Source organism: Paraburkholderia panacisoli, assembly GCF_008369935.1.
GTDB classification, from domain to species: Bacteria; Pseudomonadota; Gammaproteobacteria; order Burkholderiales; family Burkholderiaceae; genus Paraburkholderia; species Paraburkholderia panacisoli.
Genome location: NZ_VTUZ01000004.1, coordinates 192738 through 219129, shown reverse-complemented (window position 1 = coordinate 219129; position 26392 = coordinate 192738). Strand labels below are relative to the sequence as shown.

Here is a 26392-nt window from a genome sequence, read left to right as displayed (position 1 = left end):
ACGAGAGGATATGCGCGGGGTGTTCTGTCTGGAATCGGACTGGTCAGAAACAACCGTGTCCCCCAATCCATAGGTCAGACTGCGCATCGCAGTGTGCGATCGAGCGAGTGGTGCAGGATGGCCGGACCGCAGGGGCGTTGGGCCTTGAATAAGGCATGTGCAGGGACTGGGAACATACCGGGTCGCGCTATAATGGGCGGCCGATTGCCCACCGATTGCCCCAAACGCGTTTTAAGGCCGTATTTCCGGCATCGAAAAACGCCGCAAGGCGAGCCTGACGCGGGCTTTGACATCGCCTGCAATGAACCCTTGGAACTACCCCGCAACTATATGCAGCGAGTCCGCCTGCGCTGCGCGCCACTGGTTCGACCGGAAAGGCCGCAGCGGACGATGATCTGCCAGCCACTAGACCTGCCGGCGAGATTCTTCGTGCCAGCCAACATCGGGCGCGGTGTACCGATGCCGCAGCAATCCGCCTTGCGGCTTGCTCGGGCCGTCGCGCGACGCTAAACCCGGTGTCCGTCTTGACTCAAGCTTCGCCCTCCACTGTTGTGCCTCACGCGGCTGCCACACCGCGGCCCTCGGCTTGTCCGGGGCTGCTGCGCATCGTCGCCGCGCGCGACGGCGGGATCTGCCGGATCAAACTGCCGGGCGGCGAACTGAGCGCGGACCAGGCGCGCGTCGTCGCCGATGCGAGCGCACGGCACGCGGCCGGGGTGATCGAGCTGACCAATCGCGCGAACCTGCAAGTGCGCGGCGTGCGCAGCGGGCACGAAGCGGCGTTGATCGCGGAGCTGGTCGATGCAGGGCTTGGCCCGACGCCTCGGCGAACCACGGACGCAGCGGACTCTTCGAGCACCGCCGCAGTGAGCGCAGCGGACGACGTGCGCAACGTGATGATCAGCCCCGCTGCCGGACGCGACCCGTTCGCGCTGATCGATACGACACCGTTATGCGCCGGACTGCTCACGCTGCTGCAAGGCGAATCGCGTTTCGCTGCGCTGTCGCCGAAATTTGCGCTGCTGCTCGATGGCGGCGAGCGTCTTGCGAGCATCGATCATCCGCACGATGTCTGGTTCGCGGCAACGGAAAGTCACGATGGCGTGCGATTCGTGTTTGGGTTGGCGGGTTGTCCGCCTGCGGGTGTGTGTGGGCAAGCAAATGCGAGTGAGTTTGCCAATGCGCCCTCGTCTACCCATGCGGTCACCGGCGTACAAAACGCAACCCACCAATCCCGCGTCGACGCCACAGGCGCATTAGCCGCCATACTGCCTTCGCAAGTTGCCGCTCTCGTGCGCGCACTGCTGCATACGTTCCTCGACCTCGCACCCGCCGACACCACCCGCATGCGTCACCTGCTCGCCATGCATGACGTCGACGCGCTGTTGCAGCACGCCCAACGCTACGTGGAGTTCCCGCTGTCACGCGACGCAACGTTCGCTGAATGGCGCCGCAGCACCCCAGCCGATCCCGCACTTCGTCTAGGCGCGCACGCTCAACGCGTGTCAGGAACGTGGCACGCGGGCGGCCAGCCGCCGCTCGGCCGTCTCGACGCCGCGATGCTGCAAGGCCTTGCCGCCCTCGCGCAACAACACGGCAACGGCACGCTGCGCGCCACGCCCTGGCAAAGCGTGCTGCTGCCCGACATCCCGACGCACGCGCTGCCTGCCGCGCTGGCCGGACTGAACGCGCTCGGCCTCGCCTGCGATCCCGCGCATCCCATCGCGCGGCTGATCGCGTGCGCCGGTTCGAGCGGCTGCGCAAAGAGTCTCGCCGACACCAAAGCCGACGCGCTGCAACTCGCCGCGCTGCTGCCCGCCAACGTCGACGTGCATCTGAGCGGCTGCGCGCGCTCCTGCGCCGCCGCGCATTGCGCGCCGTACACGCTGCTGGCCGCGGCGCCCGGCCGCTACGACCTTTATCGACGCGACGGCCGGCCCGGTTTCGGCCAGTGCGTCGCGCACCAACTGACGATCGCGCAGGCCGCCGACATGCTCGACCACCTGTCCCGGAGTGACACAGATGCTTGACTACATACGCGACGGTCAGGAGATCTATCGCCAATCGTTCGCGACGATCCGCGCGGAGGCCGACCTCTCGCGCATCCCCGCCGACCTCGAAAAACTCGCGGTGCGCGTGATCCACGCGTGCGGCATGGTCGACGTGGTCGACGCGCTGCAGTTTTCCGCGCACGCGGGCAATGCGGGCCGCAATGCGCTCGCGCGAGGCGCGCCGATTCTGTGCGACGCCGGCATGGTCGCGCAAGGCATCACGCGCGCGCGGCTGCCTGCGCACAACGAAGTGATCTGCACGCTCACGCATCCTGACGTGCCGGCGCTCGCGCGCGAGCTGGGCAACACGCGCTCGGCCGCCGCTCTCGAATTGTGGCGTCCGCATCTGGCGGGCAGCGTCGTCGTGATCGGCAATGCGCCGACCGCGCTGTTTCATCTGCTCGACATGCTCGACGCCGGCGCGCCGAAGCCCGCGTTGATCCTCGGCTTTCCGGTGGGCTTCGTCGGCGCCGCGGAATCGAAAGCGATGCTCGCCGCGGACAGCCGCGGCGTGCCCTATGTGGTGGTGCACGGCAGGCGCGGCGGCAGCGCGATGGCCGCCGCCGCCGTCAACGCACTGGCGACGGAGGTCGAATAAATGAGCGTGCAAGGACGGCTGTTCGGACTTGGCGTCGGCCCCGGCGACCCGGAACTCATCACGCTGAAGGCGCTGCGGCTGTTGAAGGCGGCGCCGGTGGTCGCGTACTTCGTCGCGAAGGGAAAGAAAGGCAACGCGTTCAGCATCATCGAAGCGCATTTGCACGATGCCCAGCAGCATCTGCCGCTGGTCTATCCGGTCACGACCGAAGCGCTCGAACCGCCGCTCTCGTATGAGGCGATCATTGCCGACTTCTACGACACCGCCGCCGAGATCGTCGCCGGCCATCTCGATGCGGGACGCGATGTCGCCGTGATCTGCGAAGGCGATCCGTTCTTCTACGGCTCGTACATGTACCTGCACGACCGGCTCGCGCCACGCTACGAAAGCGAGGTGGTGCCCGGCGTATGCTCGATGCTCGGCGGCGCGGCGGTGCTCGGCGCGCCGCTCGTGTATCGCAACCAGAGTCTCTCGGTGCTCTCGGGCGTGCTGCCCGAAGACGAATTGCGCCGCCGTCTCGCCGATGCCGATGCCGCCGTCGTGATGAAGCTCGGCCGCAATTTCGACAAGGTGCGGCGCGTGCTCGGCGAACTCGGCCTCGCGCAGCGCGCGCTCTACGTCGAACGCGCGACGATGGGCAATCAGCGTATCGTGCCGCTCGCCGAGGTTGATCCGATGGCGTCGCCGTATTTTTCGCTGCTCGTCGTGCCGGGGGAAAAATGGCAAGGATGATGGCGCCCGCGATCGTGATTCTCGGCGCGGGAGCGTTGGCGACCGCGCGGCGCATTCAGGCGCTGTACGTCGAGCGGGACGCAGGCGCGAATTGCCAGGTGCATGCGTTGCAAGGACGAGTCGACGCCGACGTGCCGTTCACCGAACTCGGCGCGCATCTGTGCGAGCTGTACGCGCGCGGCACGCCGATCGTCGCGTTGTGCGCGGCCGGCATCGTGATTCGTTGCGTTGCGCCGTTGTTGTCGAACAAGGGCGTCGAGCCGCCGGTGCTGGCCGTCGCCGAGGACGGCAGCGCGGTCGTGCCGTTGCTCGGCGGGCTGGCGGGTGTCAACGTGATGGCGCGCGAGATCGCCGCCGCGTTGGCGGTGCCGCCCGCGATCACGACGAGCGGCGAACTGCGCTTCGGCACCTGCGTGCTCAATCCGCCCGATGGGTACGCGCTTGCCGATATCGGACAAGGCAAGCGCTTCGTGTCGGATCTGCTGGCGGGGGAAAGCACGCGCATCGAAGGAGCCGCGCCGTGGCTCGACGACGCGCAGTTGCCGCGCGCCGCGTCGGCGCGGCTCGCGATTCGCGTGACGCCGCGCGCGTGGAACGGGCGTGAGGATGAGTTGGTGATTCATCCGCGCAGCGTGGTGGCGGCGGTGATCGGTGCGGGTGCGGGTGCGGGTGCGGGTGCGGGTGCGGGTGCGGGTGCGGAGATCGTCGCATGCGTGCGTGACGCGCTGGATGCACACGGTCTCGCGCCGCTTTCGCTCGCGGCACTGCTCGCTTCGTCCGACTGCATGGCCGACCCGGCGCTTGCCGAAGCCGCCGCGAGCTTCAACGTGCCGCTGCGCTTCGCGCAACCCCGTCCCGAAGATGGAGAACCACCGGCCAACCTGCTGCATGCCGCGCTGCGCATCCCATACGAAATACTGCCCAACGACAAAGACACAGGCGTCACGCTGGCCTTGGCGCCGCTCGCAATCGACCCCGCCACGATCGGCCGCGCGCGCGGCCGTCTTACGGTGATCGGCCTGGGCCCTGGCAGCGCGGACCTGATGGTGCCCGCCGCGCGCAGAGCGCTCGACGAGGCCAGCGATATCCTCGGCTACGACACCTACGTGAAAATGGCCGGCCCGCTGCGCACCGGCCAACGCGTGCACGGCACCGACAATCGCGAGGAAATGCAACGCGCGCGGCACGCGTTCGAACTGGCGAGCGAAGGACGGTCGGTGGTGATGGTGTCATCGGGCGATCCGGGCGTGTTCGCGATGGCCGCCGCCGTGCTCGAAGCACTCGAAGCGTCGCAAGACCCAGCGTGGGCCGCCGTCGAACTGTCGATCGTGCCGGGCGTGTCGGCGGCGCTCGCGACCGCTGCCCAAGCCGGCGCGCCGCTCGGCCACGACTTCTGCATGCTGTCGCTGTCGGACAACCTGAAGCCGTGGACCATCATCGAAAAGCGTCTGCGGCACGCGGCCGAAGCCGATCTGGTCATGGCGTTCTACAACCCGATTTCGCGCGCGCGTCCGTGGCAACTCGACAAAGCGCTGGACATCGTGCGGGCCTATCGCGCGGACACGACCCAGGTCGTGCTGGGGCACGACATCGGCCGGCCCGGCGGCACGCTGCGCACGCTCACGCTAGGCGAGTTGCGTTCGTCCGACGTGGATATGCGCACGATGGTGATCGTCGGCTCGTCGACCACGCGCAAATTCACGAGCGGTATCGACGGCGCCGAGTGGGTGTACACGCCGCGCTGGTACGAGTGAGCCGGCACGCACCGGCCCTTCGCCACTAAAAGCGCCACGCGGGCGCTACGCCGCCACCCTCAGGTCCTCGAGCGCCCGCTGCCTCACCCCGAGGTCGTCCCACAACTCCGGATGGCAAGTGAACACCAGAATCTGGTGGCGCGTCGCCGCGTCGATCAGCGCGCGCTTGAGCGCGTCGCGCCGCGCGGCATCGGTATGCACCGCCGCGTCGTCGAGCATCAGCAGGGTCGGCCTACCCGACGCCTGCAGCAGGTCCGCATACGCGAGCCGCGTCAGAATGCCGAGCTGTTCGCGCGTGCCGAAGCTCAGCGCATCGAGCGTATCCGCGCGGCCATGGCGATCCAGCGTCGCGGGACTCAGATCGTCGCCGAGCGCGAGCGTCGACTGCGGGAAAATCCGCTTCAGATAGTGGCCAAGCCGCTCGGTCAACGGCGCGCGCAGTTGCGCGAGCGCCGCGTCGCGTTCGTCGACCAGCACCTCGTCGAGCAGACTCAACGCGCTCGCCCGCAAGCTCAGTTCGTCCTTGCGGCGCGTGGCCTGCTCGACCCGCGCTTCGAGCGCCGCGAGCCGCTCGCCGAGCCCGGACGCGCCGACCGTCTCCAACTGGCTGCGCAATTGCGCGATCCGCACCTGCCGCTCGTGCTGCTCGTTGCGCGCGAGTTCCGCCGACGCGCGATAGCGCTTCGCCTCCGCCGCCGGATCGTCGAGACGTGCCGCGTCCAGTTCGCGTTCGCGCGCTTCGCGCTGCTTCCTCAGCGCGTCGACCTGCACGCGCTGCTCGACGATTTTCGTCTGCCACTGCGTGCGGTTGCGGCGATAAGTTTCGTCGTTCAACTGCGCTTCCTTGCGCTGCAACTGCGCGGCGAGCGATTCGGCGGTCGCGATGCCGGTCGATCTCTTTTCCGCTGCTTGCCCGAGCACTTTTCTCGCGGCCTCCAACGCATCGCGCGCGATGTCCGCATTGCGGCGCGCTTCGTCGAGCGGTTGCGCGGCGGACACATCGGGCAGGCCGGCCAGCCGTTCGTTCGACGCCTGCAAGCGCGCCGCCGCCGAAGCCAGCGCGGCCCGCAGCGCGTCGATGCCTTGCGGCGCGTGCACGTCGAGAATCTTCGCCTGGCTTTTCTGCTGCGCGATCAGCGTCTTCCACTTTTCGTGCCGCGCCTGCGCGTCACCGAGCGACGCGACACCCAACGCCTGCAACAACTGCGCGTGCGCGGCTTCGAGCGACGCGAGTTCGGATAATTGCCCGGACAAATCGGAGACGCCGGGAATCACGCGCAATTCGCCGAGTTCACCGAGACCGATCAGCTTCTCGTCGTCGACGCGCAGCAGGCCTTCCCCGGTGATCTGCGCACCGTCGACCGTCAGCGCGCCGTTCAGCCGGTACTCGATGCGCGTCATCGCCGCTTCGGTGCGGGCGCGCAACACGGTCAGCTCGCCATCGAGCGCGGTGAGGCGCTTGAGCTTCGCTTCGTCGATCTCGACGGCCGCCGCCTCGCGGGCGGCTTCGAGCACCGCGTCGTTCGCTTTGCCCGCGGCGGCGATCGCCGCGTCGAGCCGCTCGCTCTCGGTGCGATAGAAGCCGATCTGGCTGCGCAAGTCGGCGGCAGTCACAGCGGCGTTCGCCAGCTCGAGCGCGCGGTTCGCATCGACGGATGCCTGCTCGAATTGGGCGACGCCGGTCGCCGCTTGCGCATGATCGGTCTGCGCCGCCGACACGTTGGCCCGCGCGGCATCGAGTTGCTGGCGTTCGCGCGCAACGGCCGCTTCGAGTTCGGCGGCGCCCTGCTCCTGTTGCAGCGACAACGCCAGTTCGGCTTCACTCACTTGCAGCGATTGCGCTAGTCCATGCAGACTGCGTTCGAGTTCCGCGGCGGCATCGGCGCGCTGCTGCGCGAGCACGGCCTTCTGTTCGTGAAGCTCCCACGGACGTTTGCGCTGGGTGTCGTCGAACGCTTCCTGCTGCGACGCGAGGCGTGCGATGTTCTCCTCGAACTGATGACGCTGCTGTTGCAGTTCGTCGCGTTCGGCAATCGACGCGGCCAGCGCCGTTTCGGCTTCGGCCAGCGGCCCGGTGGACTTCTGCGTGCGCGCCGTCAGCAGCTGCCGCAACTCGCGCTGCACAGCGGCGAGCAACGCATCCTCACCCGCCGACTCGCTGCCGCCCGACAGTTGCGACAGCGCATCGCGCAGATAATGCGCCGCGTGCCCCGTCGAATCGCGCAACTCGTGCGTGCCGCCTTGCTGGACCCACAGGAGCCCCGGCACGCCGGCGTTCTCCGCCTTCAGCGGCCCGCGCGCGGCACGCGAAAAACCGAGCAGCGCGGCGAGCTTGTCCTCGGCTTCATCCTCGCCGAAGACGGCCTGGCCGATCCGCAGTTCGCAGCGCTGGCGCGTGACGAATTGCTTCGACAGCCGGCACTGGACCCCGTCCAGCTCGAAGCTCACCTCGACCGACGGCTGCCCGCTCGCCTTGCCCCAAGGCAGCAGATCTTTCAGATGCGAGGCCTTGTAGCGTTCGAGAAACACCGCGCGCACGGCTTCAGCGACGGTGCTTTTGCCCGCTTCGTTCGGGCCGGTGAACAGGTTGAGACCGGGTTGCAGATCGTCGATGACGAGCCGCGCGCCGAACTGCTTGAACTCCTGGATCGCGATACTTTGCAGCTTCATGCGGACCTCGCTTCGCGCGGCAATTCACGTTGAAAACGCGCCAGCAGCAACAGTGCCTCGGCCGCGCGCTTGACCTGCTGCGGATCGGCTTGCGGGTCTTCCTGCAAGCCGCGCAGCCGCTCCACCACTTTCGCGAGGTAGCCGCTTTGCGCGCCGAGTTCGGCGAGGTCGTCGGCGGTGGGCAGCACCTGCAGGCCGCTCAGATCGACGCGCAGCGCCCGCACGCGCGCGCGGGCTTCCTCGAGCGCGACGTGCAGCGCTTCGGCGTCGGCAAGCGCGGCCGCGCCGTTCACGCTCACGCGCAGCACGTCCTGATTGCCCAATGCGCTAAGCCGTGCCTGGAGCGCAGGCACATCGGTCGGCACCGAGATCGTTTCGTCCCAGCGATGCCATCGATATTGACCAACCCGCACCGCTTCGACCTGCGGCGAGGCGCCCGGCTCATTGAGCGTGACGTCGAGCACGAAGCCCGGCTCGTTCGCGCGGAAACGGTCCTGCTCGTGCGTGCCGGCGTACCAGGTGCGTTCGTCGACGCGCAGATGACCGTGCCAGTCGCCGAGCGCGAGATAGTCCAGACGCGCGCTGGCCGCACGGGTCGGCGCGATCGGATTCGACGAGTCGATGCCTTCCTGCAGAATCCCGCTCACGCTGCCATGCGCGAGCCCGATGCGGTGATAGCCCGGCGGGGTTTCAGCGCTATCGAAGAAGCTGGTCGTGTCGTCGTAAGTGATGCGCTGCGTGAGCGGCGCGCACAGCAGCGCAGCGCGGCTCGCGTCGAGCAGCACCACGCCGGGTTCGAGCACGACCCGCACGTTCGGCGCGATGCAGTTCAGCCGCTGCGCGCGCGTCCATACGCTCTCGACGAGCGCGGCGTCGTGATTGCCCGGCAGCATGATCCACGGGCCGGAGAAGCCCTGCAACGCGCCGAATAGACGCCGGATCACCGTGTCCGACACGGTCTGCAAATCGAACACGTCGCCCGCGACCAGCACCGCGTCGACCTTGCGCGCGGCCGCTTCGTCGGCGATGCGGCGCACGGTGTCGAGGCGCGCTTGCGCGAGATGCGCCGCCTCATCCGGCTCGAACTGGCCGAATTGCGTGCCTATCTGCCAGTCCGCTGTGTGCAGAAACCTGATCACCCTGCCTCCATTGCGTTCATATCTTCAGTTGCCATCCGCGCGCGGCTTCGCAGTCTAACCTCAGATGTTACCGCGCGGGCGCGGCAAAGCGTGCGCCGCGCAGCGGGCGCGCGGCACGATCAGCGGCGCTACACTCGCGGTTGCGCGAACGCGCGCGCCGAGCGCCCCGTCAATCAATCGAACCGGACCCGCTGCCCCGCCGCCGATGAACAAGACACTCGAACTGAAAAAGGCCAAGCGCACGCCCTTGCTGCTGTTGCTCGCGGCCGCCTGCGTTTTCGTCATCACCGCTTTCATGCCGCGCGGCATCTGGGTGGACGGCATCAAGGCGATCGCCGAGGCTGCGATGGTCGGCGCGCTCGCCGACTGGTTCGCGGTGGCCGCCCTGTTTCGCCGCGTGCCGATCCCGATCGTCTCGTCGCACACCGCGATCATCCCGAAGAACAAGCACAAGATCGCCGACAACCTCGCGGTGTTCGTGCAGGACAAGTTTCTCGACGTGCCGTCGCTGGTCGGCCTGATCCAGAAGCACGACCCCGCGCGCAGCATCACCGGCTGGCTGACCCAGCCGGCCAACACCGCGCGCCTGGGCGACTACGTCGTCAGGCTCACCGGCGGGATTCTCGAACTGACCGACGACGTGCGCATCCAGGTGTTCATCAAGGACGCGCTGCGTGACGTGCTCTCGAAAGTCGATCTGTCGCAATCGCTGGGCGCCATTCTCGACGCGCTCACGCGCGACGGCCGTCATCAGGAATTGCTCGACGCCGGCATCCGCCAGGTGGTGGCATTGTTGCGCGAACCGCAGGCGCGCGAATTTATCGCCGGGCGCATCGTCGACTGGGTGAAGAGCGAGTATCCGACGATGGAGAAGATCCTGCCGTCCGCGTGGCTCGGCGACAAAGGTGCCGAAGCGATCGCCAAGGCGGCGAACCGCATGCTCGAACAGGTCAGCGAGAACCCCACGCATCAGTTGCGTCACAAGTTCGACGAGGCCGCGCAGAAGCTGATCGTCAAACTCAAGACCGATCCGGTGTTTCTGCAACAGGGCGAAGAACTCAAGCGTTATCTGGTGGAAGGCGAAGCGTTCGGCGCGTACGTGAAGGACCTGTGGGGCGAATTGCGCGCGTGGCTCAAGCGCGATCTGCAAAGCGCCGACTCGGCGCTGCACGCGCGCGTGGTGGCGATGGGCCAATGGGTGGGCCGCGAACTCGCTAACGATCCGGCGCTGCGCCAGTCGCTGAACGATCATCTCGAAGACGCGGCGCGCACCATGGCGCCGGACTTTGCACAATTCCTCACACGGCATATCAGCGATACGGTGAAGAACTGGGACTCGCGCGAGATGTCGCGGCAGATCGAACTGAACATTGGCAAGGACCTGCAATACATCCGCATCAACGGCACGATTGTGGGCGGCTTCATCGGCCTGGTGTTGTATGCAAGCTCACAACTGTTCGAGCTGTTGCGACTGCATCTGGGCTAGCCGACTGGTTCTGCGCCCGTCAAAGCGCCTACAATTCGGGCATATGTCTTGCTGAAGCGCTTTGCCTGGGGACAACGCAGCGCGGCGCGATCGAATCCGCGCGCGGCCGCTGAAAGACAACAGCGAACGACAGCGCTTCTCAATCGGAAAGTGTGTTCATGAAAATATCGTTACCGCCGTCCGGGCCGCCGAACCGCGTGTACCCGCCAGGCACGCCCAGTCTGCATGGTCTCGCCTCGGTCGTCACCGGTGTCGTGGTGGTGTGCGGACTGTACTTCGGCCGCGCGGTGCTGATCCCGATCACGCTCTCGGTGCTGCTGAGCTTCCTGCTCGCGCCGCTCGTGCAGATGCTGCGGCGGCTGCACATGGGACAACTGCCGTCGATCTTCATTGCCGTGCTGTTCGCGCTCGCTTCGCTGCTCGCGGTCGGCGCGCTGATCGGCGCGCAACTGGTGCAACTGGCGGGCGACCTGCCGCAGTATCAGGTGGCGATCGAACAGAAGATCGAAACGGTTCAGGAAAAGACCGTGGGCCGCGCCGACTCGCTGATGAGCCGTGCCGCCGCGACGCTGCAACGGGTTGCGCCGACCAAGCCGAATCCGCCGCGCCCGACCGGACGCGCCGCGCGCAACGCGCCCGCCGTGCCGCAACCGGTCGAGGTGCACGAGCCGTCGCCCACGCCGATGCAACTCGCCCAGCGTGCGTTGTCGCCGGCCATCGCGCCGATCGAGACCACCTTCATCGTGCTGGTGGTGACGATCTTCATTCTTCTGCAACGCGAGGATTTGCGCGACCGCCTGATCAGCCTGTTCGGCTCGCGCGATCTGCACCGCACCACCACCGCGATCAACGACGCGGCCGGGCGGCTGAGCCGCTACTTCGTCGCGCAACTGGGCGTGAACCTCAGCGCGGGCGGCGTCATCGCGATCGGCCTCGCGATCATCGGCGTGCCGGGCGCGCTGCTGTTCGGCGTGATCGCCGCGCTGCTGCGCTTCGTGCCGTACATCGGCATCTGGATCGCGGCGATCCTCGCGGTGTTCCTCGCCGCCGCGATCCAGCCGCAATGGACGATGGCGGTCTACACGCTGATTCTGTTCATCGTCGTCGACGTGGTGGCCGGGCAGATTGCCGAGCCGCTCCTGTACGGCCATCGCTCGGGGCTGTCGCCGCTCGCGGTGGTGGTCGCGGCAATCTTCTGGAGCTGGCTGTGGGGACCGGTCGGCCTCGTGCTGTCGACGCCGCTCACGTTGTGCGTCGTCACGCTCGGGCGCTACGCCGACCGGCTGAACTTTCTGACCGTGCTGCTTGGCGACCAGCCCGCGCTCACGCCCGCGCAGAACTTCTATCAGCGGCTGCTCGCCGACGATCCGCATGAGGCAATCGTGCAGGCCGAGCGCCTGCTGCGCGAGATGTCGCTGATCGACTACTACGACAACGTCGCGCTGGAAGGCCTCAAGCTCGCCCGCAACGATGCGATGCGCGGCGTGCTGATGCCGGACCAGTTGCAGCGGATCAACGAGTCGCTGGCCGATATCGTCGAGAACCTCGAAATCGTGGACGGCCTGCCGGATCGCCTGTCGCGCGCCGAACCGGCCGAGAGCGCGAGTGCGCTGCTGGCCTCGGCGTCGGCGGATCTGTCGGAGCGTCATGACCACTCCGTTTCGACGCAGCCGCAGGACGCTCACGAAACAGAGCGGACGTCCGTGCTGTGCGTGCCCGGGCGCGGCGCGTTCGACGAAGTAACGACCGCGATCGCCGTGCAATTGCTCGGCCGCCAGGGTCTCGCGCCGATGATGGCGACGCACTCCGGCTATCGCAGCGCGCGCGCCGACGAACCGAGCTTCAAGGACGCGCCGATCATCTGCATCGTCACGCTCGACGCGCCGGAATCGCCGCCGTATTTGCGCAACATGCTGCGGCGCACGCGCGAATGGCGGCCGCGCGCGACGCTGGTGGTGGGCATCGGCGGCTTGCCGGAAAGCGGCACGGAGCCGGGCGCGACCGGCGCGTCGCACGCGTCGCCGACCTTCCGCGCGATGATCGAGGAATGCCAGGCGGCGGCGAGTGTGCCGCCTCTGCGTCAGCCTTCGCATGTGGCCGGGGCGGAGTGACACGGGTCTTTGCGCGCCGGTAATTGAACGGACGAATAGATGAAACCGCTGGGCGCGTGAGTGCCTTGCGGTTTTTTTTCGCACGCGTTTCATCGTGCGCGTTTGCAGCTAGCGCGCGCATTGGCGAGCCACCCGTTGTTGTACCCAAAATGAGGACAGCCCCGTGTGCGCCCTCCTGCATACTTCGCTGACGATTCGCACCGCCTTTGCAGAGCCAACCAGCCCCGGCGGGCGATCCACAAGCATCGAAGACCAGGAGACACGCATGAGCCGACCCTTCAAACCCTATCCCTTTTCGCCCCGACACTACGCGGGCGAGGTACCGCCGCTCGTCGACGGCCACGACCCGATAGTCAGACCCGTGGCGATCGTCGGCGGCGGACCGGTCGGCATGACCGTCGCGCTCGCGCTCGCGCGCCAGGGTGTGCGCTCGGTGCTGATCGAAGCGGACGACAGTGTATGCACCGGCAGCCGCGCGATCTGCATCTCGCGGCGCAGCCTGGAGATCTTCAAACGCCTCGGCGTGGTCGACGGCTTCCTGCAAAAAGGCCTGCCATGGACCGGCGGCCGCAGCTTCTACCGTGATGCCGAAGTGTTCCGCTTCGCGATGCACCAGGACGACGAGCAGTCGCTGCCGCCGATGATCAACATCGCGCAATACCAGATCGAGCAGTTGCTGCTCGACCAGATCGAGCGTCACGCGGATCTGATCGAAGTGCGCTGGCAAACCCGCGTGACCGGCATCGAGCAGTTGCCTGAAGGCGGCGCCACGCTCGCGCTGTGCACGGGGAGCACGGGGAGCACAGGGGGCGCCGGGGACAGCAACGACACCGCGTGGCAAATGCGCGCCGACTGGGTCGTCGCATGCGATGGCGGGCGCAGCACGATTCGCGACGCACTCGGCCTCAAGCTCACCGGCACCACTTACGAGGGCCGCTACGTGATCGTCGATATCGAACTGGACAGCGCGCGCGCCACCGAACGCCTCGCCTATTTCGATCCGCCGTCCAATCCCGGCTCGACGGTGCTCGTGCACAAGCAGCCGGACAATGTGTGGCGCATCGACTATCAGCTGCGCGACGACGAAGACCCGGAAGCGGCCGTCAAGCCCGAGAACGTGATGCCGCGAGTGCAGAGCGTGCTCGACTCGATGGGCGAGACGGGCGCGTGGTCGCCGATCTGGATCACGGTCTACAAGGCCAACGCGTTGACGCTCGACCGCTACCGGCACGGCTCGGTGCTGTTCGCGGGCGACGCCGCGCATCTCGTGCCGATCTTCGGCGTGCGCGGCGCCAATTCGGGTATCGACGACGCGGACAATCTCGGCTGGAAGCTCGGCTGCGTGGTCAACGGCATCGCGTCGCCGCGCCTGCTCGACAGCTATAGCGACGAGCGGGTGTTCGCCGCGCGCGAGAACCTGAGCTATGGGATGAAGAGCACCGAGTTCATGGCGCCGCCGTCGTTCGCGTTCGATCTGATGCGCACGGCCGTGCTCGGTCTCGCGCAGCGGCACGCGGCCGTGCGGCCGCTGATCAATCCGAGGCAGACGCATGCGATCGCGTACGTCTGGTCGCCGCTGAACGAGGCGGCCGGCGATGCTGCGAGCAGCAACGCCGACGCGTTCAGCAAAGGCCCGCCTCCCGGTGCGGTGCTGCCGGAATGCCGGCTACTCCAACGCGGAAACGACGGCGCAAGCACCGCTATTCATCTCACCGATCTGCTCGGACCTTGCTTCACTGCGCTGCGTTTCGGCGCGGATGCAGAGGATGACGACGCGTGGCAGCAACTGCAACGCACCCTCGCTGAACGAGGCATTGCGTTCAATGCGGTCACGCTGGTCAAGAGCGACACGCCGTGCACGGCTGCTGCCTATGCGATCGACCCAACCGGCCATCTGCACGACACGCTCGACGCGACGCCCGGCACCGTTTATCTGATCCGCCCCGACGGCCACGTGCTCGCGCGCTGGCGCAACGGCAGCGCGGCGGCTGCGCAGCGCGCCTTGACCGCAACGTTGACGATCTAACGCAAAAGGACTCCATCATGACCGATAGCGATCTCGACCTCGTCTACACGACGCTCTGCAAAACCCTCACGGCCGAAGGCGAAGCGCAGGCGCCGCTCTATCTGGCGCGCCTCGCGCTGCTGTGCCTGACCGAGCTCGACGACCCGCGGCGCGCGTTGTCGCTGATCGACGCGGCGAAGCTGCCGGCCGCGTCGGCGGAGGCTGCTTAAAAAGCAGAAAGCAGAAAGGCCGCCGCGCGAGCAACGCGCGGCGGCCTTTCGTTCATACGTGAAGCGTCACTTCCCCGGATACAGACCCAACGTGCTCGCATGCAGCCGCGCAAGACCGAGCAACGCATCCGTGTACGGCGTCGGCACGTGGGTCAATTGCCCCAGTTCCCGCACCGCGCCCACCAGCGCGTCGAGTTCGACCGCCTTGCCCGCCTGCACGTCCTGCAGCATCGAGGTTTTCATCGCGCCCAGCTTGAGCGTGACCTCGTGACGATCCGCCGGCGCCTGGTCGATCGGAATGCCGAAACGCGCGCCGATTTCCTTGGCTTCCAGCATGATGCTCGTGACGAAGCCGCGCACCAGTTCGTCGCCGAGAATCCGGTCGGTCGTCGCGCCGGTGATCGCGCTGACCGGATTCATCGTCATGTTGCCCCACAGCTTGTACCAGACGTCGCGCTGAATCTGTGCGGACATCGTCGCGTTGAAGCCCGCGGCGGCGAGCGTGGCGGTGAGCGCCTGAACGCGCTCGCTCGCGCGCCCCGTCGCCTCGCCGACGATCAGCCCATTGCCCTGATGATGCCGGATCACACCCGGCGCTTCGACGAGGCAACTCGCATGCACCACGCAACCCACCGTCCGCTCGCTCGAGATCGCGGCGGCGATCGCGCCGTCGGGGTCGATCGACTTCAGACGCTGGCCCGCGAAGTCGCGGCCGAGGCCGTCGCAGAACCACCACGGCACGCCGTTCATCGCCGTCAGCACGATCGTTTGCGGGCCCAATAGCGGCGCGATCTGCGCGGCTACCGACGCCATCGCCGGGCCCTTGACGGCGACCACCACGAGATCCTGTGCGCCGAGGTCCGCCGGTTGGTCGCTTGCGTCGACCTTCACGGCATGCGTGAGTCCGCCTTCGATCAGACGCAAACCCTGCTCGCGCAACGCGCTGAGCGTCGCGCCGCGCGCCACCACGCCGACCGGGTGGCCGGCCTGCGCGAGCTTCACACCGATCCAGCCGCCGATCGCGCCTGCCCCGTAGATAACAACTTTCATCGCTTCGATCCTTGCGTTAGTTCGTACGTCAATCCTTGTAGCTCGCGTCGATCCGATCCACCCGCCGCACCAGCGCGTCGAACACATCCTGCCCCGCGCCGTGCCGCGGATCGAACTGCAACGCGTCGCGCGAGCAGCGGATCGCCACCTCTTCCGGCACCGGCCGCGCGCGGCCCATCGCGAACGTCGCCATCTGGATTTCGCACGCGCGATTGAGCGTCCACAGGATCGCGAAAGTCTGCGGCAACGTGCGGCCCCACGCAAGCAGGCCGTGGTTGCGCAAGATCACCGCCTGCTTGTCGCCGATATGTTCGATGAGGCGCGGCCCTTCTTGCGCATGCACGGTGATGCCCTCGAAGTCGTGATACGCGATGCGATCGTGCAACTGAGCGCTATAGAAGTTGGTCTGCTGCAGGCCGTCTTCCAGACACGCCACCGCGACGCCCGCCGTGGTGTGCGTGTGCATCACGCAGTGCGCGTCGGGCAAGCCTTCGTGAATCGCCGCATGAACCACAAACCCGGCCGGGTTCACCGGATACGGCGAGCTGTCGAGCACGCGCCCGTGCGCATCGATCTTCACCAGATTGCTCGCCGTCACCTCGCTATAGTGCAGCCCGAACGGATTGATCAGGAACTGCCGCTCGCCGCCGCTTACGCTCGCGGGCACGCGCAACGTGATGTGGTTGTAGATCATCTCGGTCCAGCCGAGCATGTCGAAGATGCGATAGCACGCGGCCAGTTGCACGCGCGCCTGCCATTCATCCGGATGCATGACGGGAATCTTCGGCGCGCTGGCCGGTTGCATTTCAACGGTCGTCATCAAGGTCTCCAGGGTTATCGTTGTGCTGGTGCGGGAAATCGCCGTTATGCGCCCGACACCACCGCCGCAATCGACGACGCCACATAGCCGGCGTTGCGTTCGTTCAGGCCTGCCACGCACATGCGGCCCGAGCGCAGCACGTACACCGCGTAGTCGCTGCGCAGGCGCTCCACCTGGCTCTCGGTCAGGCCCGTATAGGTGAACATGCCGCGCTGCGCAACGTAACGCGCGCGCATCACTTCATCGACACGGCCCGCGAGTCCCGCGTGGATCGTGCCGCGCATCGCCAGAATCCGCTCGCGCATCGCGGCGAGTTCGGTTTCCCACGACGCGCGCAACTCCGCATCGGCGAGCACGCTGGCCACGAGGCGCGCGCCATGAGTGGGCGGATTGCTGTAGTTGGCGCGCACCGTCGACATCAACTGTCCAAGCACGCGGGCCGCCTCTTCCGCGCTTTTGCACACCACGCTCAACGCGCCGCAACGCTCGCCGTACAGCGAGAAATTCTTCGAAAACGAATTCGCAGTGATCAACGGCACACCGGCGTCGGCCAGCAGACGCACGCACGCGGCGTCTTCTTCGAGGCCCGCTCCGAAACCCTGGTAGGCCATGTCGACGAACGCGATCAGCTTGCGGCGCTGCAATACCGGTACCAGTTCCGCCCATTGCGCCGGGCTCAGATCGACGCCGGTCGGGTTGTGGCAGCATGCGTGCAGCAGTACGATGCTGCGTTCGGGCAAGCCGCCGATCGTCTCGATCATGTCGGCGAAGCGCAAGCCGCCTGTCTGCTCGTCGTAGTACGGATAGGTATTGACGGTCAGCCCCGCGCCTTCGAACACCACGCGATGGTTTTCCCAGCTCGGGTCGCTGATCCAGATTTGCGAAGCCGGAAAATAGCGCTTCAGAAAGTCGGCGCCGACCTTCAGCGCGCCCGAGCCGCCGATGGTCTGCAGCGTCGCCACCCGCCCGGCGGCGCGCGCCTCGCTCTGCTCACCGAACACCAGCGCCTGCGCCATCTCGCGATACAGCGGCAGGCCCGCCATCGGCAGATACGAGCGCGGGCCGATCGAGCCGAGCAGCGCGGTTTCGGCGCGGCGCACGGCGTCCATCACCGGCAGCTTGCCGGCATCGTCGAAATAGATGCCGATGCTCAGATTGACCTTGTTGGGCCGGGGGTCCAGTTGAAAGTCTTCGTTCAGGCTCAGAATCGGGTCGCCTGGGTAGGCGGGAATATGGTCGAACATGATAGGTCCTCGAATGCGGCGTCGATGGTGCGTCGCTGTGGCCTGGCCGCAAGCCGGCGTCAAACCTTAAAGCCGGGCCGCGGACGACAGGAGAATCCGGAAGTCTAAGCGGGAATCCGCATGTACGTCGATCGAGCGAGTGTCGGTCATGCGCTCGTCACGCACAATCAATCGATTTTTCACGATTCGTAAGTTTTTCTTTAGAATCGCCTGATGCCACTTGCACGCATCACCATCCGCCAGTTCGAAGCGTTCCTCGCCATCGTCGATCTGCATAGCATCGGCGCGGCGGCGGAGCGGCTCGGGCTGACCTCGTCGGCGGTCAGCCAGTTGCTGGCCGAACTGGAAACGGAACTCGGCTTCCGCCTGTTCGACCGGACGACGCGGCGCGTCAATCTGTCGAGCGCGGGGCAGGATTTTCTGTCGTCGGCCGAATCGGTGCTGCGCCACGTGCGCGCCGCCGCGCAATCCGCCGACGACATCCGCAACCGCGCCGCCGGCATCGTGCGGGTGGGCGCGCCGCTGGTGCTGGCCGCCACCGCGCTGCCCGCGGCGATTGCCGAATATGCGCGCGACAAGCCCAAGGTGGTCGTGCGCATTTGCGACACCGTGGTCGAGCAACTGGTGGAGCGCGTGGAAAGCGGCGACGTGGATCTTGCGATCGGACCGGACCGGCAATGCGGGACCCGCGTGCGCTGCGATCCGGCGTTTGCGAGCCCCTGGGTGATGTGGTGCGCGGCCACGCATCCGCTGGGCGCGCGGCGCCGCGTGCAGTGGCAGCATTTGCGCGACGTGCCGATCATCGCCACCGGCCGCGATCACGAGCGTGCGGTCGGGCAGATGCTCGCCAATCTGCCGGCAGAAGCGCGCATCGTTCCGGTGAACGTGGTGGACAACGTCACCACTGCATTCGGGCTCGCGTCACAAGGGCTGGCCGTGACCCTCGCGCCCGCCTACGTCGCGCCGCTGGCGCGCACGTTCGGGCTGGTAATGAAGCGCATCGTCGATCCGGAAACGATCCGCAAGGTCTGCGTGTACCGCTCGACCGAACGCGCGCTGTCGCCGCCCGCGGATGGCTTCGCAGATTTCCTGATGCCGTGGCTGAAGCATTGGGACCGTGAGACCCAGGCCGATGCACGGCCGAAGCGCGCCTAGCGCGTGCAACATACCGGGCAGGAAAAGCGCAGAGCCAGCGCAATACACCGGATGACTTCAGGCTGACTGAATCAGGCCCGCTCGGGCTGCATGCACAGCGCGAACAACTGCCGCTGACTGGAGATGCCGAGCCGCGCATAGGCGCGCTTCTGATACGTGAGCACGCTCGCGGGCTTGACGCCCATCTGCGCGGCGATTTCAACGGCGCTTGCGCCTGCGAGCGTGCCGCGCAGCACATCGAGCTCACGCGGCGTGAGCGCCGGGCACGCGCGCCGAACCCGCGCCAGCATCGCGGCGGCCGGACCTTGCTGATGCTGCCCGTTAAGCGCGTAATGGCTTTTCGCCGCGTGCGCGAACAGATGCGCGAGACTTTCGACATGCTCCAGCTCGCCCGGCGCAAACACGCCGTACGCGCTGTCGCGATACAGATTGATCGACAGCCACACGCTTTCCATCGGTTGCACCAGCAGCGACAGCCGGTCAGACACATTGGGCTGCGCGTAGCAGGCCGCGCGATAGGCTTCGTTTTCGATCTCTTCGCTGCGCTGCTGATGCAGCACCAACGCATCGCGAGCCTGCGCGCGCGGCGCGCGGCCGATGATCGCGCGGTTGCCGTCGAGCGCATAAAAGTGCGTAGCGTAACGATCGGCGACATCGCGCAGAAAGCGGCCGCCGCGATGATCGGCGGCCGATACGGTGCGCGGCCGCGCGTCGAATTCGTACGCGAAGATGGTGCACTGCGAGACAGGCAGCGCGTCGCCGACGGTCTTCAGAATGTGCGCGGCGAGCGCGTCGGCGTCGGGATGCGAGATCGACATGACGAGGTCGGTCGCGCGCGCGGTGCTGATCTGCCCGCTTCGTTGCGGTGGAGCGATGCGCCAGGAACGCATGATGGGATTCGCGTTGCGTGTATTCGGTTGCGGCAAGCGTAGCACAGCAGGAGCGGCCACCTCCGTTTCGCGCCGCGCGTCTACTTGCGCGTGAACGAGCCGCGCTGCAACGTGACCATCCTCGGCAATTCGATCGTGAACGCGGTCCCGGCCGGCTCACTGGACTCGACGCTGACCTGGCCGCCATGCATCCGCGCGATCTCCTGCACGATATGCAAGCCGAGCCCCAGGCCTTCGCGCGAGCGCGCCCCGCCGTTGTTCTGACCAAACGCCTTGAACAGGTGCGGAAACACCTCGGCCGGAATCGTGCCGTGATTGGAGACCTTCAGGCGCACGGATTCGACCGCGTCGCCATCCACCTCGACGCCGATATCGCCGCCCGGCGCGCCATGGTGCAGCGCGTTGCTGATCAGATTCGACACGGCCTGCCAGACCAGATCCGTGTCCCACGCGCCCGCCGTGTTGCCACGGCTGTCGAACACGATGCGCCGGCCGCTCTTTTGCGACGCGAACTCGTCGATCACCGAGCGGCACAGCGTCGCCAGTTCAATCGAGCGCGGCTGCAACGGCAGACGCCCGCCCTGCAAACGCGCCAGGTTGAGCAGCTGATCGACCATGCGCGCCATGCGCAGCGAACTGTTCTTCACGCGCGCGGCCACCGTTACCGACTGTTCGTCGGCGGCCGTGCGCATCAGATATTCCGCCGACGCCAGCACCGCGCCGAGCGGCGTGCGCAGATCGTGACTCAGCACCGCCATCAGCATCTCGTTGGCTTCCAGCATCTGACGCGTGGTCACCAGCTGCGCGGCGAGCTGGCGCTTCTGCTGTTCGAGCTGCACGAACACATCGACCTTCGATTGCAGAATGCGCGGATCGAACGGCTTGTACAGGAAGTCGACCGCGCCGGCCTCATAGCCGCGAAAGGTGCGCGACGCATCCTGCGCGGTCGCGGTCAGAAAGATGATCGGCACGTGCGAGGTGCGCGGGCTGCCGCGCATCAGCGCGGCGAGTTCAAAGCCGTTCATGCCCGGCATGTTGACGTCGAGAATCGCCAGCGCGACCTCGTGCTTGAGCAGCAGGTCGAGCGCGGCGGTGCCGGAATCGGCCACCAGCACGGCGACATCCGGGCGCGTCAGCAGCGCTTCGAGCGCCGTGATGTTGTGGACGATGTCGTCGACGATCAGGATGTTCACAGGTGGATTCGTCATGGCATCGGATCAGAGAAAGGCCGGCAATGCGGCGAGCCGCCGGGCCATGGTTGCGGGATGGTAAATAGAATCGGCCGCGCCGCGTTCGATCGCGGCGCGCGGCATTTCCGGCGAAGCGGCGCTGTCCGGCGCTTGCACCCACGCGGTGCCGCCGAGCGCGCGCACCTGCGCGAGTCCTTGCGCGCCGTCGTCGTTGGCGCCGGACAGCAGGATCGCCAGCAGGCGCTCGCCGTACACGACGGCCGCCGACTCGAACAGCACGTCGATCGAGGGCCGCGAGAAGCGCACCGCGGGGTCGGTCGACAACGCGACGGTGCGGTCCACTTCCACCAGCATGTGATAGCCCGGCGGCGCGATGTGCACGCGGCCCGGCATGATCGGCTCGCCGGCGTCGGGCTCGATCACCGGCAACGCGCAGCGATGCGCGAACGCATGCACCAGGTAGCTCGGCGAATCGGGCGGCAGATGCGTGACGATCATCACGGCGGGCGCAAAGCACTCGGGCAACGCGCCGAGCAGCAGGTTCAGCACTTCGATGCCCCCCGCCGAGCCGCCGATCACGACGAGATCGTAGCGGCGCGCCGCAGCGGCGTCCGGCTGGGAATCGGCGGATGACGTGACAGTTGAGCGTGCCATGATGAGCGTGCGTGCTAGCGCTTCTGATAAATGCGCTCGCCCGGGCGGAACTCGGCGAACGCTTCGGCATGACGGGAAAAGCGCAGGCTTTCCTTGCTGCCCAGACCGAGAAAACCGCGCCGCACCAGCGCGTTTTCGAACAGACCCAGCGCGCGATCCTGCAAGCCGCGGTCGAAATAGATCAGCACGTTGCGGCACGACACCAGATGCGCCTCGAGAAACACTTCGTCGGTGGACAGGCTGTGGTCGGCGAATACCACGCGCTCCTTGAGCGAGCCCGAGAACCGCGCGCCGCCATACGCAGCATGATAGTAGTCCGACAGCGAACGCTTGCCGCCGGCTGCCAGATAGTTCTGCGTGAATCCCTGGATGCGCTCGAGCGCATAGATGCCGGACTCGGCGCGCGCGAGCGCATCCGGGTTGATGTCGGTCGCGTAGAACAGCGTACGCTCGGTCAGGTCCTCTTCGTCGAACAGGATTTTCAGCGACCACAGTTCCTCGCCCGTGCTGCAACCGGCCACCCACACCTTGATCGACGGATAGGTGCGCAGCCGCGGCAGCACGTGTTCACGCAACGCGAGGAAATACGCGGGATCGCGAAACATGTCGCTGACCTGCACCGTCAGGTACTGGAACAGCCGCGAGAACTCGTCGCCGTTGCGCATGATGCGGTCCTGCAATTGCGACAGCGTGGTGAGCCTGAATTCGTCGAGCGCCTGCGACAGACGCCGCCGCAGCGACGCCATCGCATAGTGACGGAAGTCGTGCTGATACTTGAGGTAGATCGCCTCCAGCAGCAGCTTCAACTCGATGTCGAAGTCGCTCATGCGGTGCGGCGCTTCATGGGGCGCTTCAATTCCGGATTGGCTCATCGTGATCCCGCTCGTTCCTGCCGTTTCCACTGCTGTTCCCACTAGCGTTGCCGCAACCAGACACGGCACAGCGCGACCAGCTTGTCGACGTCGATCGGCTTGGACACATAGTCGTCGGCGCCGGCTTCGAGGCAGCGGGTGCGGTCGTTCGCCATCGCCTTCGCGGTCAGCGCGATGATCGGCAGATGCGCGAAACGCGGATTGCGGCGGATCTCGCCCATCGCGGTCAGACCGTCCATCTCGGGCATCATGACATCCATCAGGATCAGATGCACTTCGGGGCCGTTTTCCAGCGCTTCGAGCGCCTCGCGGCCGTTGCGCGCGATCTGCAGTTGCGCGCCGAGCGGCTCCAGCACGTGCGAAAGCGCGAAGATATTGCGCACGTCGTCCTCGGCGAGCAGGATCGTGCGGCCTTCGAATGCGTTGTCGCGCTGGCGCACCGTGCGCAGCATGCGCTGCTGTTCCGGCGCGAGCGACGACTCCACGCTGTGCAGGAACAGCGTGACTTCATCGAGCAAACGCTCGGGCGACTTCGCGCCCTTGATGATGATCGACTTCGAATAGCGGCGCAGGCGGTGCTCTTCGTCGTCGGACAGCATGCGGCCCGTGTAGACGATCACCGGCAGCGCGGCACGCGCGGTGTCCGCGGCCAGCCGTTCGAGCAGGTCGTAGCCGGTGCCGTCGGGCAGCGCGAGATCGGTCACGACGCAATCGAACGTGAACCGGCCCAGATACTCCAGCGCCTGCGCAAGCGTGGCGACCGCGACGATCTCAGTGTTCTCGCTTTGCAGCAGCGCGCGGATGCTCTCGCGCATCGGCGCGTCGTCCTCGATCACCAGCACGCGTTTGAGGCGCTGTTGCAGACGTGCTTCGAGACGGCGGATCGCTGCTTCCATCGTGCTGCGCGCGGTCGGCTTGAGCGTGTAGCCGATCGCGCCGAGGTGCAGCGCCTTGTCGGCGTGGTCGGTGGCCGAAACGATATGAATCGGAATGTGGCGCGTGAGAGGATCGTTCTTCAGCCACTCCAGCACGGTCAGGCCGGAGCGGTCCGGCAGCCCGACATCGAGCAGAACGGCGGCCGGGTGCATGTCGCGCACCAGTGCCAGACCGCTGGCCGCGTCGCTGGCATGCACGAAATCGAAGTCGAGTTCATGGGTCAGATCACGCAGGATTTCGGCAAACGCGAAGTCGTCCTCAACGGCGACGATCAGACGGCCGGCGCGCGTGCGGTTGTCGCGATCATCGGCGATGGCGCCGCCGGCACTCTCGGACGTGTTGCCGGCCGAGAGCCCGTTGGCCGGCGAGATCACGGCGGTCTGCGCGTGGCCCGACGCCGCGCGGATCAGCGGCGGCTCGCTGGCGGCCTGCGTGTTAGCTTGAGCTTGATCATGAGCCGACGTGAACGCAGTCGGCGGCGCGGACGATGCCGCCGCGCTGGCCGCCAGCGCCGCCTCGGCATCGAGCGGCAGCCACAGCGTGAACACACTGCCCCTGCCGACCTCGCTCGCAACAGTGATGCGGCCGCCGAGCAAACGCGAAAACTCGCGCGAAATCGACAGGCCCAGGCCGCTGCCGCCGTACTGACGGCTGGTGGACCCGTCCGCCTGCTGGAACGCTTCGAAGATCATGTCGAGCTTGTCCGCCGCGATACCGATGCCGGAATCGCGCACGTCGATCCGCAGCATGCCCTCTTCAGCCAGCGCCACCGACAGCGCCACCTCGCCGTGCTCGGTGAACTTCACCGCGTTCGACAGCAGGTTGCGCAGAATCTGCGCGACGCGCTGGCCGTCGGTGACGAACGTCTCCGGCGTGCCCGGCTGGCGTTCGAATGTAAGTCGCAAGTGCTTCAACGCTGCCAGCGGCCTGAACATTTCTTCCAGCGCTTGAAGCGTCGCGTCGATCGACACCGTTTCGAGTTCGACCGTGACCTGCCCGGCTTCGACCTTCGACAGATCGAGAATGTCGTTGATCAGCACCAGCAGATCGCTGTTGGACGCATGAATCGTCTCGGCGTAGCGAACCTGCTCTTCGGTCAGATTGCCGGTGCGGTTCTGCTGCAGCAGCTTGGCGAGAATCAGCGAGCTGTTCAACGGCGTGCGCAGTTCGTGCGACATGTTGGCGAGAAACTCGGACTTGTAGCGGCTCGACTGTTCGAGGCGCTCCGCGTTGGCCGCGAGTTCACCCTGCGCGCGCAGCAGGTCCGACTTCTGCCGCTCGAGCCGCTGCGCGTATTCCTCGAGCTGCACGTTGGTCTGCTCGAGCTCGGCCTGCTGCGCTTCGAGGCGCGTTTGCGATTCCATCAACGCACGGCCGCGCTCTTCGAGCCCTTCGTTCGAAACGCGCAGTTCCTCCTGCTGAACCTGAAGCTCCTCGTTCAACTGCTGCGTTTCGACGAGCGCGTCCTGCAGCCGCTCGCGATACAAGGCCGCCTCGATGAAATCGCCCATGCTATTGCTGACCAGTTCCATGAACTCCTGGTCACGCGGCGTCAACTCGCGGATAAAGCCCAGTTCGACGACGCCATTGACCTCGCCGTCGTTTTCGATCGGCATGATCAGCAGGTTCTTCGGCGCGCTGCGTCCGGTCGCGGATACCACTTGCACGTAGCTGTCCGGCACGTCGCGCAACACCAGCGTGCGGCGCGCGAGCGCGGCCTGGCCGACCAGCGTTTCGCCTGCTTCGAGCTCGCGTGGGGCGGCCTGCTCGCTTTCCCGGCTGAAGCCATACGCGGCGATGCGGCGCAGCGTGCCATGCTGCTTATCGCGCACGTAGAGCGCGGCGACCGCGGCATCCAGATAGTGCGCCAGGAAGTCGAGCATCGCGCGGCCCACCAGCGGCGCACTTGCCTGGCCGACCACTCTTTCCGCCAGCAGACGCTGCCCGGAGCGCAACCACACCAGCCCCTGCAACGCTTCGGTCTGTTCGGCCTGCTGACGCAACGCGCCGTCGTAAGTGGCGGACAGGCTCTTCAGTTCACGGCGGCCCACCCACGCCAACAGCGCGCTCACGACCAGGCTGAACAGCAGGAATACACTGACCAGCGTGGTCGTGACGCGGCGTGTCGCGTCGGCGCGCTCCTGGCGCAGGCGCAATTCGACATCGAGAAAATCGCTGAACTCGCGGCGCGTTTCGTCGAATTCGATCTTGCCGCGCCCGCTCGCCACCGCGGATTCGAAGTCCTGATTGCGGCGGCGCGCGTCGATCATGTCTTCGGCGAAACGGCTCCAGCGCTGCTGGATCGCCTGGATCTGCCTGAGCCTTTCGACTTGCGGCGGGTTGTCGGAGACCAGCGCCTGCAACGCTTCAATTTGCGTCTTGAACTTCGGGCCACCGGATTCATACGGTGTCAGAAAGGTTTCGTCGCCGGTGATCAGGAAGCCGCGCATCGACGATTCGCGGTCGACCGCGAGGCGCAGCATTTCATTGGCCGAGCCGATCACCCGCTCGGAATGCTCGACCCAGTTCATGGTGGAGACCAGATACGCGATCAGGCCGACGAACACCGCCATCGTGACGAGGCCGACACCCAAAGGCAGCGCGATGTTGCGGCGGATGATGCTGCGGAAACGTTGCTGGTTGACGGCCTGCGATGCGGTCATTTTTTCTGTCATCGGCATAACGAATCGAATCGATTCGGAATATTTTTCGGATTATCGCGTGGTGGTTCTGGTCGCGGCGCCACGCCGGTCATCATACAGGACGGAGGTCTTTTTTGAGGCACGATCCCGCGCGCTCAGGCTT

Annotated in this window: 19 protein-coding genes; 9 read left to right on the top strand and 10 right to left on the bottom strand. The window is 66.5% G+C overall.

Going from position 1 to position 26392, the window contains the following annotated elements; genetic code table 11:
* Window positions 1–515 precede the first annotated feature (515 nt).
* The 4 genes from FVF58_RS07860 to cobJ are packed head-to-tail and all read left to right on the top strand — an operon-like array spanning window position 516 to window position 5135.
* Window positions 516–2030, top strand: a complete 1515-nt coding sequence (locus FVF58_RS07860; protein WP_149669332.1) for an oxidoreductase — start codon at window positions 516–518, stop codon at window positions 2028–2030.
* The gene (locus FVF58_RS07855) at window positions 2023–2649 is read left to right on the top strand and encodes a precorrin-8X methylmutase (protein ID WP_149669331.1); all 627 of its coding nucleotides are present in this window, start codon (window positions 2023–2025) and stop codon (window positions 2647–2649) included. Before FVF58_RS07860 ends, FVF58_RS07855 begins: the two co-directional genes overlap by 8 nt.
* Complete coding sequence (locus tag FVF58_RS07850) at window positions 2650–3381, top strand: precorrin-2 C(20)-methyltransferase (protein WP_149669330.1); 732 nt, start codon at window positions 2650–2652, stop codon at window positions 3379–3381. It begins immediately after the preceding gene.
* On the top strand, window positions 3378–5135 hold the full coding sequence (gene cobJ, locus FVF58_RS07845; RefSeq protein WP_149669493.1) for a precorrin-3B C(17)-methyltransferase: 1758 nt from the start codon (window positions 3378–3380) through the stop codon (window positions 5133–5135). The genes FVF58_RS07850 and cobJ overlap by 4 nt, the downstream gene beginning before the upstream one ends.
* Window positions 5136–5180: 45 nt before the next feature.
* On the opposite strand, the gene FVF58_RS07840 is transcribed toward cobJ, so the two are convergent.
* Window positions 5181–7805 (bottom strand): AAA family ATPase, encoded by a 2625-nt coding sequence (locus FVF58_RS07840; protein WP_149669329.1) that lies wholly within the window; start codon window positions 7803–7805, stop codon window positions 5181–5183.
* Complete coding sequence (locus FVF58_RS07835; protein WP_149669328.1) at window positions 7802–8944, bottom strand: metallophosphoesterase family protein; 1143 nt, start codon at window positions 8942–8944, stop codon at window positions 7802–7804. The genes FVF58_RS07840 and FVF58_RS07835 overlap by 4 nt, the downstream gene beginning before the upstream one ends.
* A 205-nt stretch (window positions 8945–9149) precedes the next feature.
* On the opposite strand from FVF58_RS07835, the gene FVF58_RS07830 reads away from it, so the two are divergent.
* The 4 genes from FVF58_RS07830 (at window position 9150) to FVF58_RS07815 (ending at window position 14776) form a co-directional block, all read left to right on the top strand.
* Window positions 9150–10430 carry a DUF445 domain-containing protein gene (locus FVF58_RS07830; protein WP_149669327.1) on the top strand — a complete coding sequence of 427 codons (1281 nt, stop codon included), beginning with the start codon at window positions 9150–9152 and terminating at the stop codon, window positions 10428–10430.
* Window positions 10431–10588: 158 nt separating this feature from the next.
* Window positions 10589–12541, top strand: coding sequence for an AI-2E family transporter (locus FVF58_RS07825; RefSeq protein ID WP_149669326.1), 1953 nt, complete (start codon window positions 10589–10591; stop codon window positions 12539–12541).
* Window positions 12542–12806: 265 nt separating this feature from the next.
* Window positions 12807–14567: an FAD-dependent oxidoreductase gene (locus FVF58_RS07820; protein ID WP_149669325.1), complete on the top strand. Its 1761-nt coding sequence runs from the start codon at window positions 12807–12809 to the stop codon at window positions 14565–14567.
* A 17-nt stretch (window positions 14568–14584) separates the two neighbouring features.
* Window positions 14585–14776, top strand: coding sequence for a hypothetical protein (locus FVF58_RS07815; RefSeq protein ID WP_149669324.1), 192 nt, complete (start codon window positions 14585–14587; stop codon window positions 14774–14776).
* Between the two features lie 66 nt (window positions 14777–14842).
* Here FVF58_RS07815 and FVF58_RS07810 read toward each other — a convergent pair whose 3' ends face one another.
* Genes FVF58_RS07810 through FVF58_RS07800 form a run of 3 tightly spaced genes read right to left on the bottom strand, consistent with a single transcriptional unit; the run spans window position 14843 to window position 17890 of the window.
* Complete coding sequence (locus tag FVF58_RS07810) at window positions 14843–15826, bottom strand: 2-dehydropantoate 2-reductase (RefSeq protein WP_149669323.1); 984 nt, start codon at window positions 15824–15826, stop codon at window positions 14843–14845.
* 28 nt (window positions 15827–15854) lie between these two features.
* Window positions 15855–16646, bottom strand: coding sequence for a class II aldolase/adducin family protein (locus tag FVF58_RS07805; RefSeq protein WP_149669322.1), 792 nt, complete (start codon window positions 16644–16646; stop codon window positions 15855–15857).
* A 44-nt stretch (window positions 16647–16690) separates the two neighbouring features.
* Complete coding sequence (locus FVF58_RS07800) at window positions 16691–17890, bottom strand: amino acid aminotransferase (protein WP_149669321.1); 1200 nt, start codon at window positions 17888–17890, stop codon at window positions 16691–16693.
* Window positions 17891–18103: 213 nt separating this feature from the next.
* Between FVF58_RS07800 and FVF58_RS07795 the strand changes: the two genes are divergently transcribed.
* The gene (locus FVF58_RS07795) at window positions 18104–19045 is read left to right on the top strand and encodes a LysR family transcriptional regulator (RefSeq protein WP_149669320.1); all 942 of its coding nucleotides are present in this window, start codon (window positions 18104–18106) and stop codon (window positions 19043–19045) included.
* 71 nt (window positions 19046–19116) lie between these two features.
* Here FVF58_RS07795 and FVF58_RS07790 read toward each other — a convergent pair whose 3' ends face one another.
* The 5 genes from FVF58_RS07790 to FVF58_RS07770 form a co-directional block, all read right to left on the bottom strand.
* Window positions 19117–19935 carry a helix-turn-helix transcriptional regulator gene (locus tag FVF58_RS07790; RefSeq protein ID WP_149669319.1) on the bottom strand — a complete coding sequence of 273 codons (819 nt, stop codon included), beginning with the start codon at window positions 19933–19935 and terminating at the stop codon, window positions 19117–19119.
* An 80-nt stretch (window positions 19936–20015) separates the two neighbouring features.
* Window positions 20016–21143 (bottom strand): hybrid sensor histidine kinase/response regulator, encoded by a 1128-nt coding sequence (locus tag FVF58_RS07785; protein ID WP_149669318.1) that lies wholly within the window; start codon window positions 21141–21143, stop codon window positions 20016–20018.
* Between the two features lie 9 nt (window positions 21144–21152).
* Complete coding sequence (locus FVF58_RS07780; protein WP_149669317.1) at window positions 21153–21779, bottom strand: chemotaxis protein CheB; 627 nt, start codon at window positions 21777–21779, stop codon at window positions 21153–21155.
* A 14-nt stretch (window positions 21780–21793) separates the two neighbouring features.
* On the bottom strand, window positions 21794–22651 hold the full coding sequence (locus FVF58_RS07775) for a CheR family methyltransferase (protein WP_149669316.1): 858 nt from the start codon (window positions 22649–22651) through the stop codon (window positions 21794–21796).
* Window positions 22652–22692: 41 nt separating this feature from the next.
* A complete protein-coding gene (locus FVF58_RS07770; RefSeq protein WP_149669315.1) occupies window positions 22693–26250 on the bottom strand; it encodes a response regulator in 3558 nt (1185 codons plus the stop codon).
* Between the last annotated feature and the right edge of the window lie 142 nt (window positions 26251–26392).

Excerpts from the sequence above, each read along its gene's own strand:
- FVF58_RS07855 (WP_149669331.1), top strand. The coding sequence starts at position 2,023 with ATGCTTGACTACATACGCGACGGTCAGGAGATCTATCGCCAATCGTTC.
- FVF58_RS07850 (WP_149669330.1), top strand. The coding sequence starts at position 2,650 with ATGAGCGTGCAAGGACGGCTGTTCGGACTTGGCGTCGGCCCCGGCGAC.
- cobJ (WP_149669493.1), top strand. The coding sequence starts at position 3,378 with ATGATGGCGCCCGCGATCGTGATTCTCGGCGCGGGAGCGTTGGCGACC.
- FVF58_RS07840 (WP_149669329.1), bottom strand. The coding sequence starts at position 7,805 with ATGAAGCTGCAAAGTATCGCGATCCAGGAGTTCAAGCAGTTCGGCGCG.
- FVF58_RS07830 (WP_149669327.1), top strand. The coding sequence starts at position 9,150 with ATGAACAAGACACTCGAACTGAAAAAGGCCAAGCGCACGCCCTTGCTG.
- FVF58_RS07825 (WP_149669326.1), top strand. The coding sequence starts at position 10,589 with ATGAAAATATCGTTACCGCCGTCCGGGCCGCCGAACCGCGTGTACCCG.
- FVF58_RS07820 (WP_149669325.1), top strand. The coding sequence starts at position 12,807 with ATGAGCCGACCCTTCAAACCCTATCCCTTTTCGCCCCGACACTACGCG.
- FVF58_RS07815 (WP_149669324.1), top strand. The coding sequence starts at position 14,585 with ATGACCGATAGCGATCTCGACCTCGTCTACACGACGCTCTGCAAAACC.
- FVF58_RS07810 (WP_149669323.1), bottom strand. The coding sequence starts at position 15,826 with ATGAAAGTTGTTATCTACGGGGCAGGCGCGATCGGCGGCTGGATCGGT.
- FVF58_RS07805 (WP_149669322.1), bottom strand. The coding sequence starts at position 16,646 with ATGACGACCGTTGAAATGCAACCGGCCAGCGCGCCGAAGATTCCCGTC.
- FVF58_RS07800 (WP_149669321.1), bottom strand. The coding sequence starts at position 17,890 with ATGTTCGACCATATTCCCGCCTACCCAGGCGACCCGATTCTGAGCCTG.
- FVF58_RS07795 (WP_149669320.1), top strand. The coding sequence starts at position 18,104 with ATGCCACTTGCACGCATCACCATCCGCCAGTTCGAAGCGTTCCTCGCC.
- FVF58_RS07790 (WP_149669319.1), bottom strand. The coding sequence starts at position 19,935 with ATGCGTTCCTGGCGCATCGCTCCACCGCAACGAAGCGGGCAGATCAGC.
- FVF58_RS07785 (WP_149669318.1), bottom strand. The coding sequence starts at position 21,143 with ATGACGAATCCACCTGTGAACATCCTGATCGTCGACGACATCGTCCAC.
- FVF58_RS07780 (WP_149669317.1), bottom strand. The coding sequence starts at position 21,779 with ATGGCACGCTCAACTGTCACGTCATCCGCCGATTCCCAGCCGGACGCC.
- FVF58_RS07775 (WP_149669316.1), bottom strand. The coding sequence starts at position 22,651 with ATGAGCCAATCCGGAATTGAAGCGCCCCATGAAGCGCCGCACCGCATG.
- FVF58_RS07770 (WP_149669315.1), bottom strand. The coding sequence starts at position 26,250 with ATGACCGCATCGCAGGCCGTCAACCAGCAACGTTTCCGCAGCATCATC.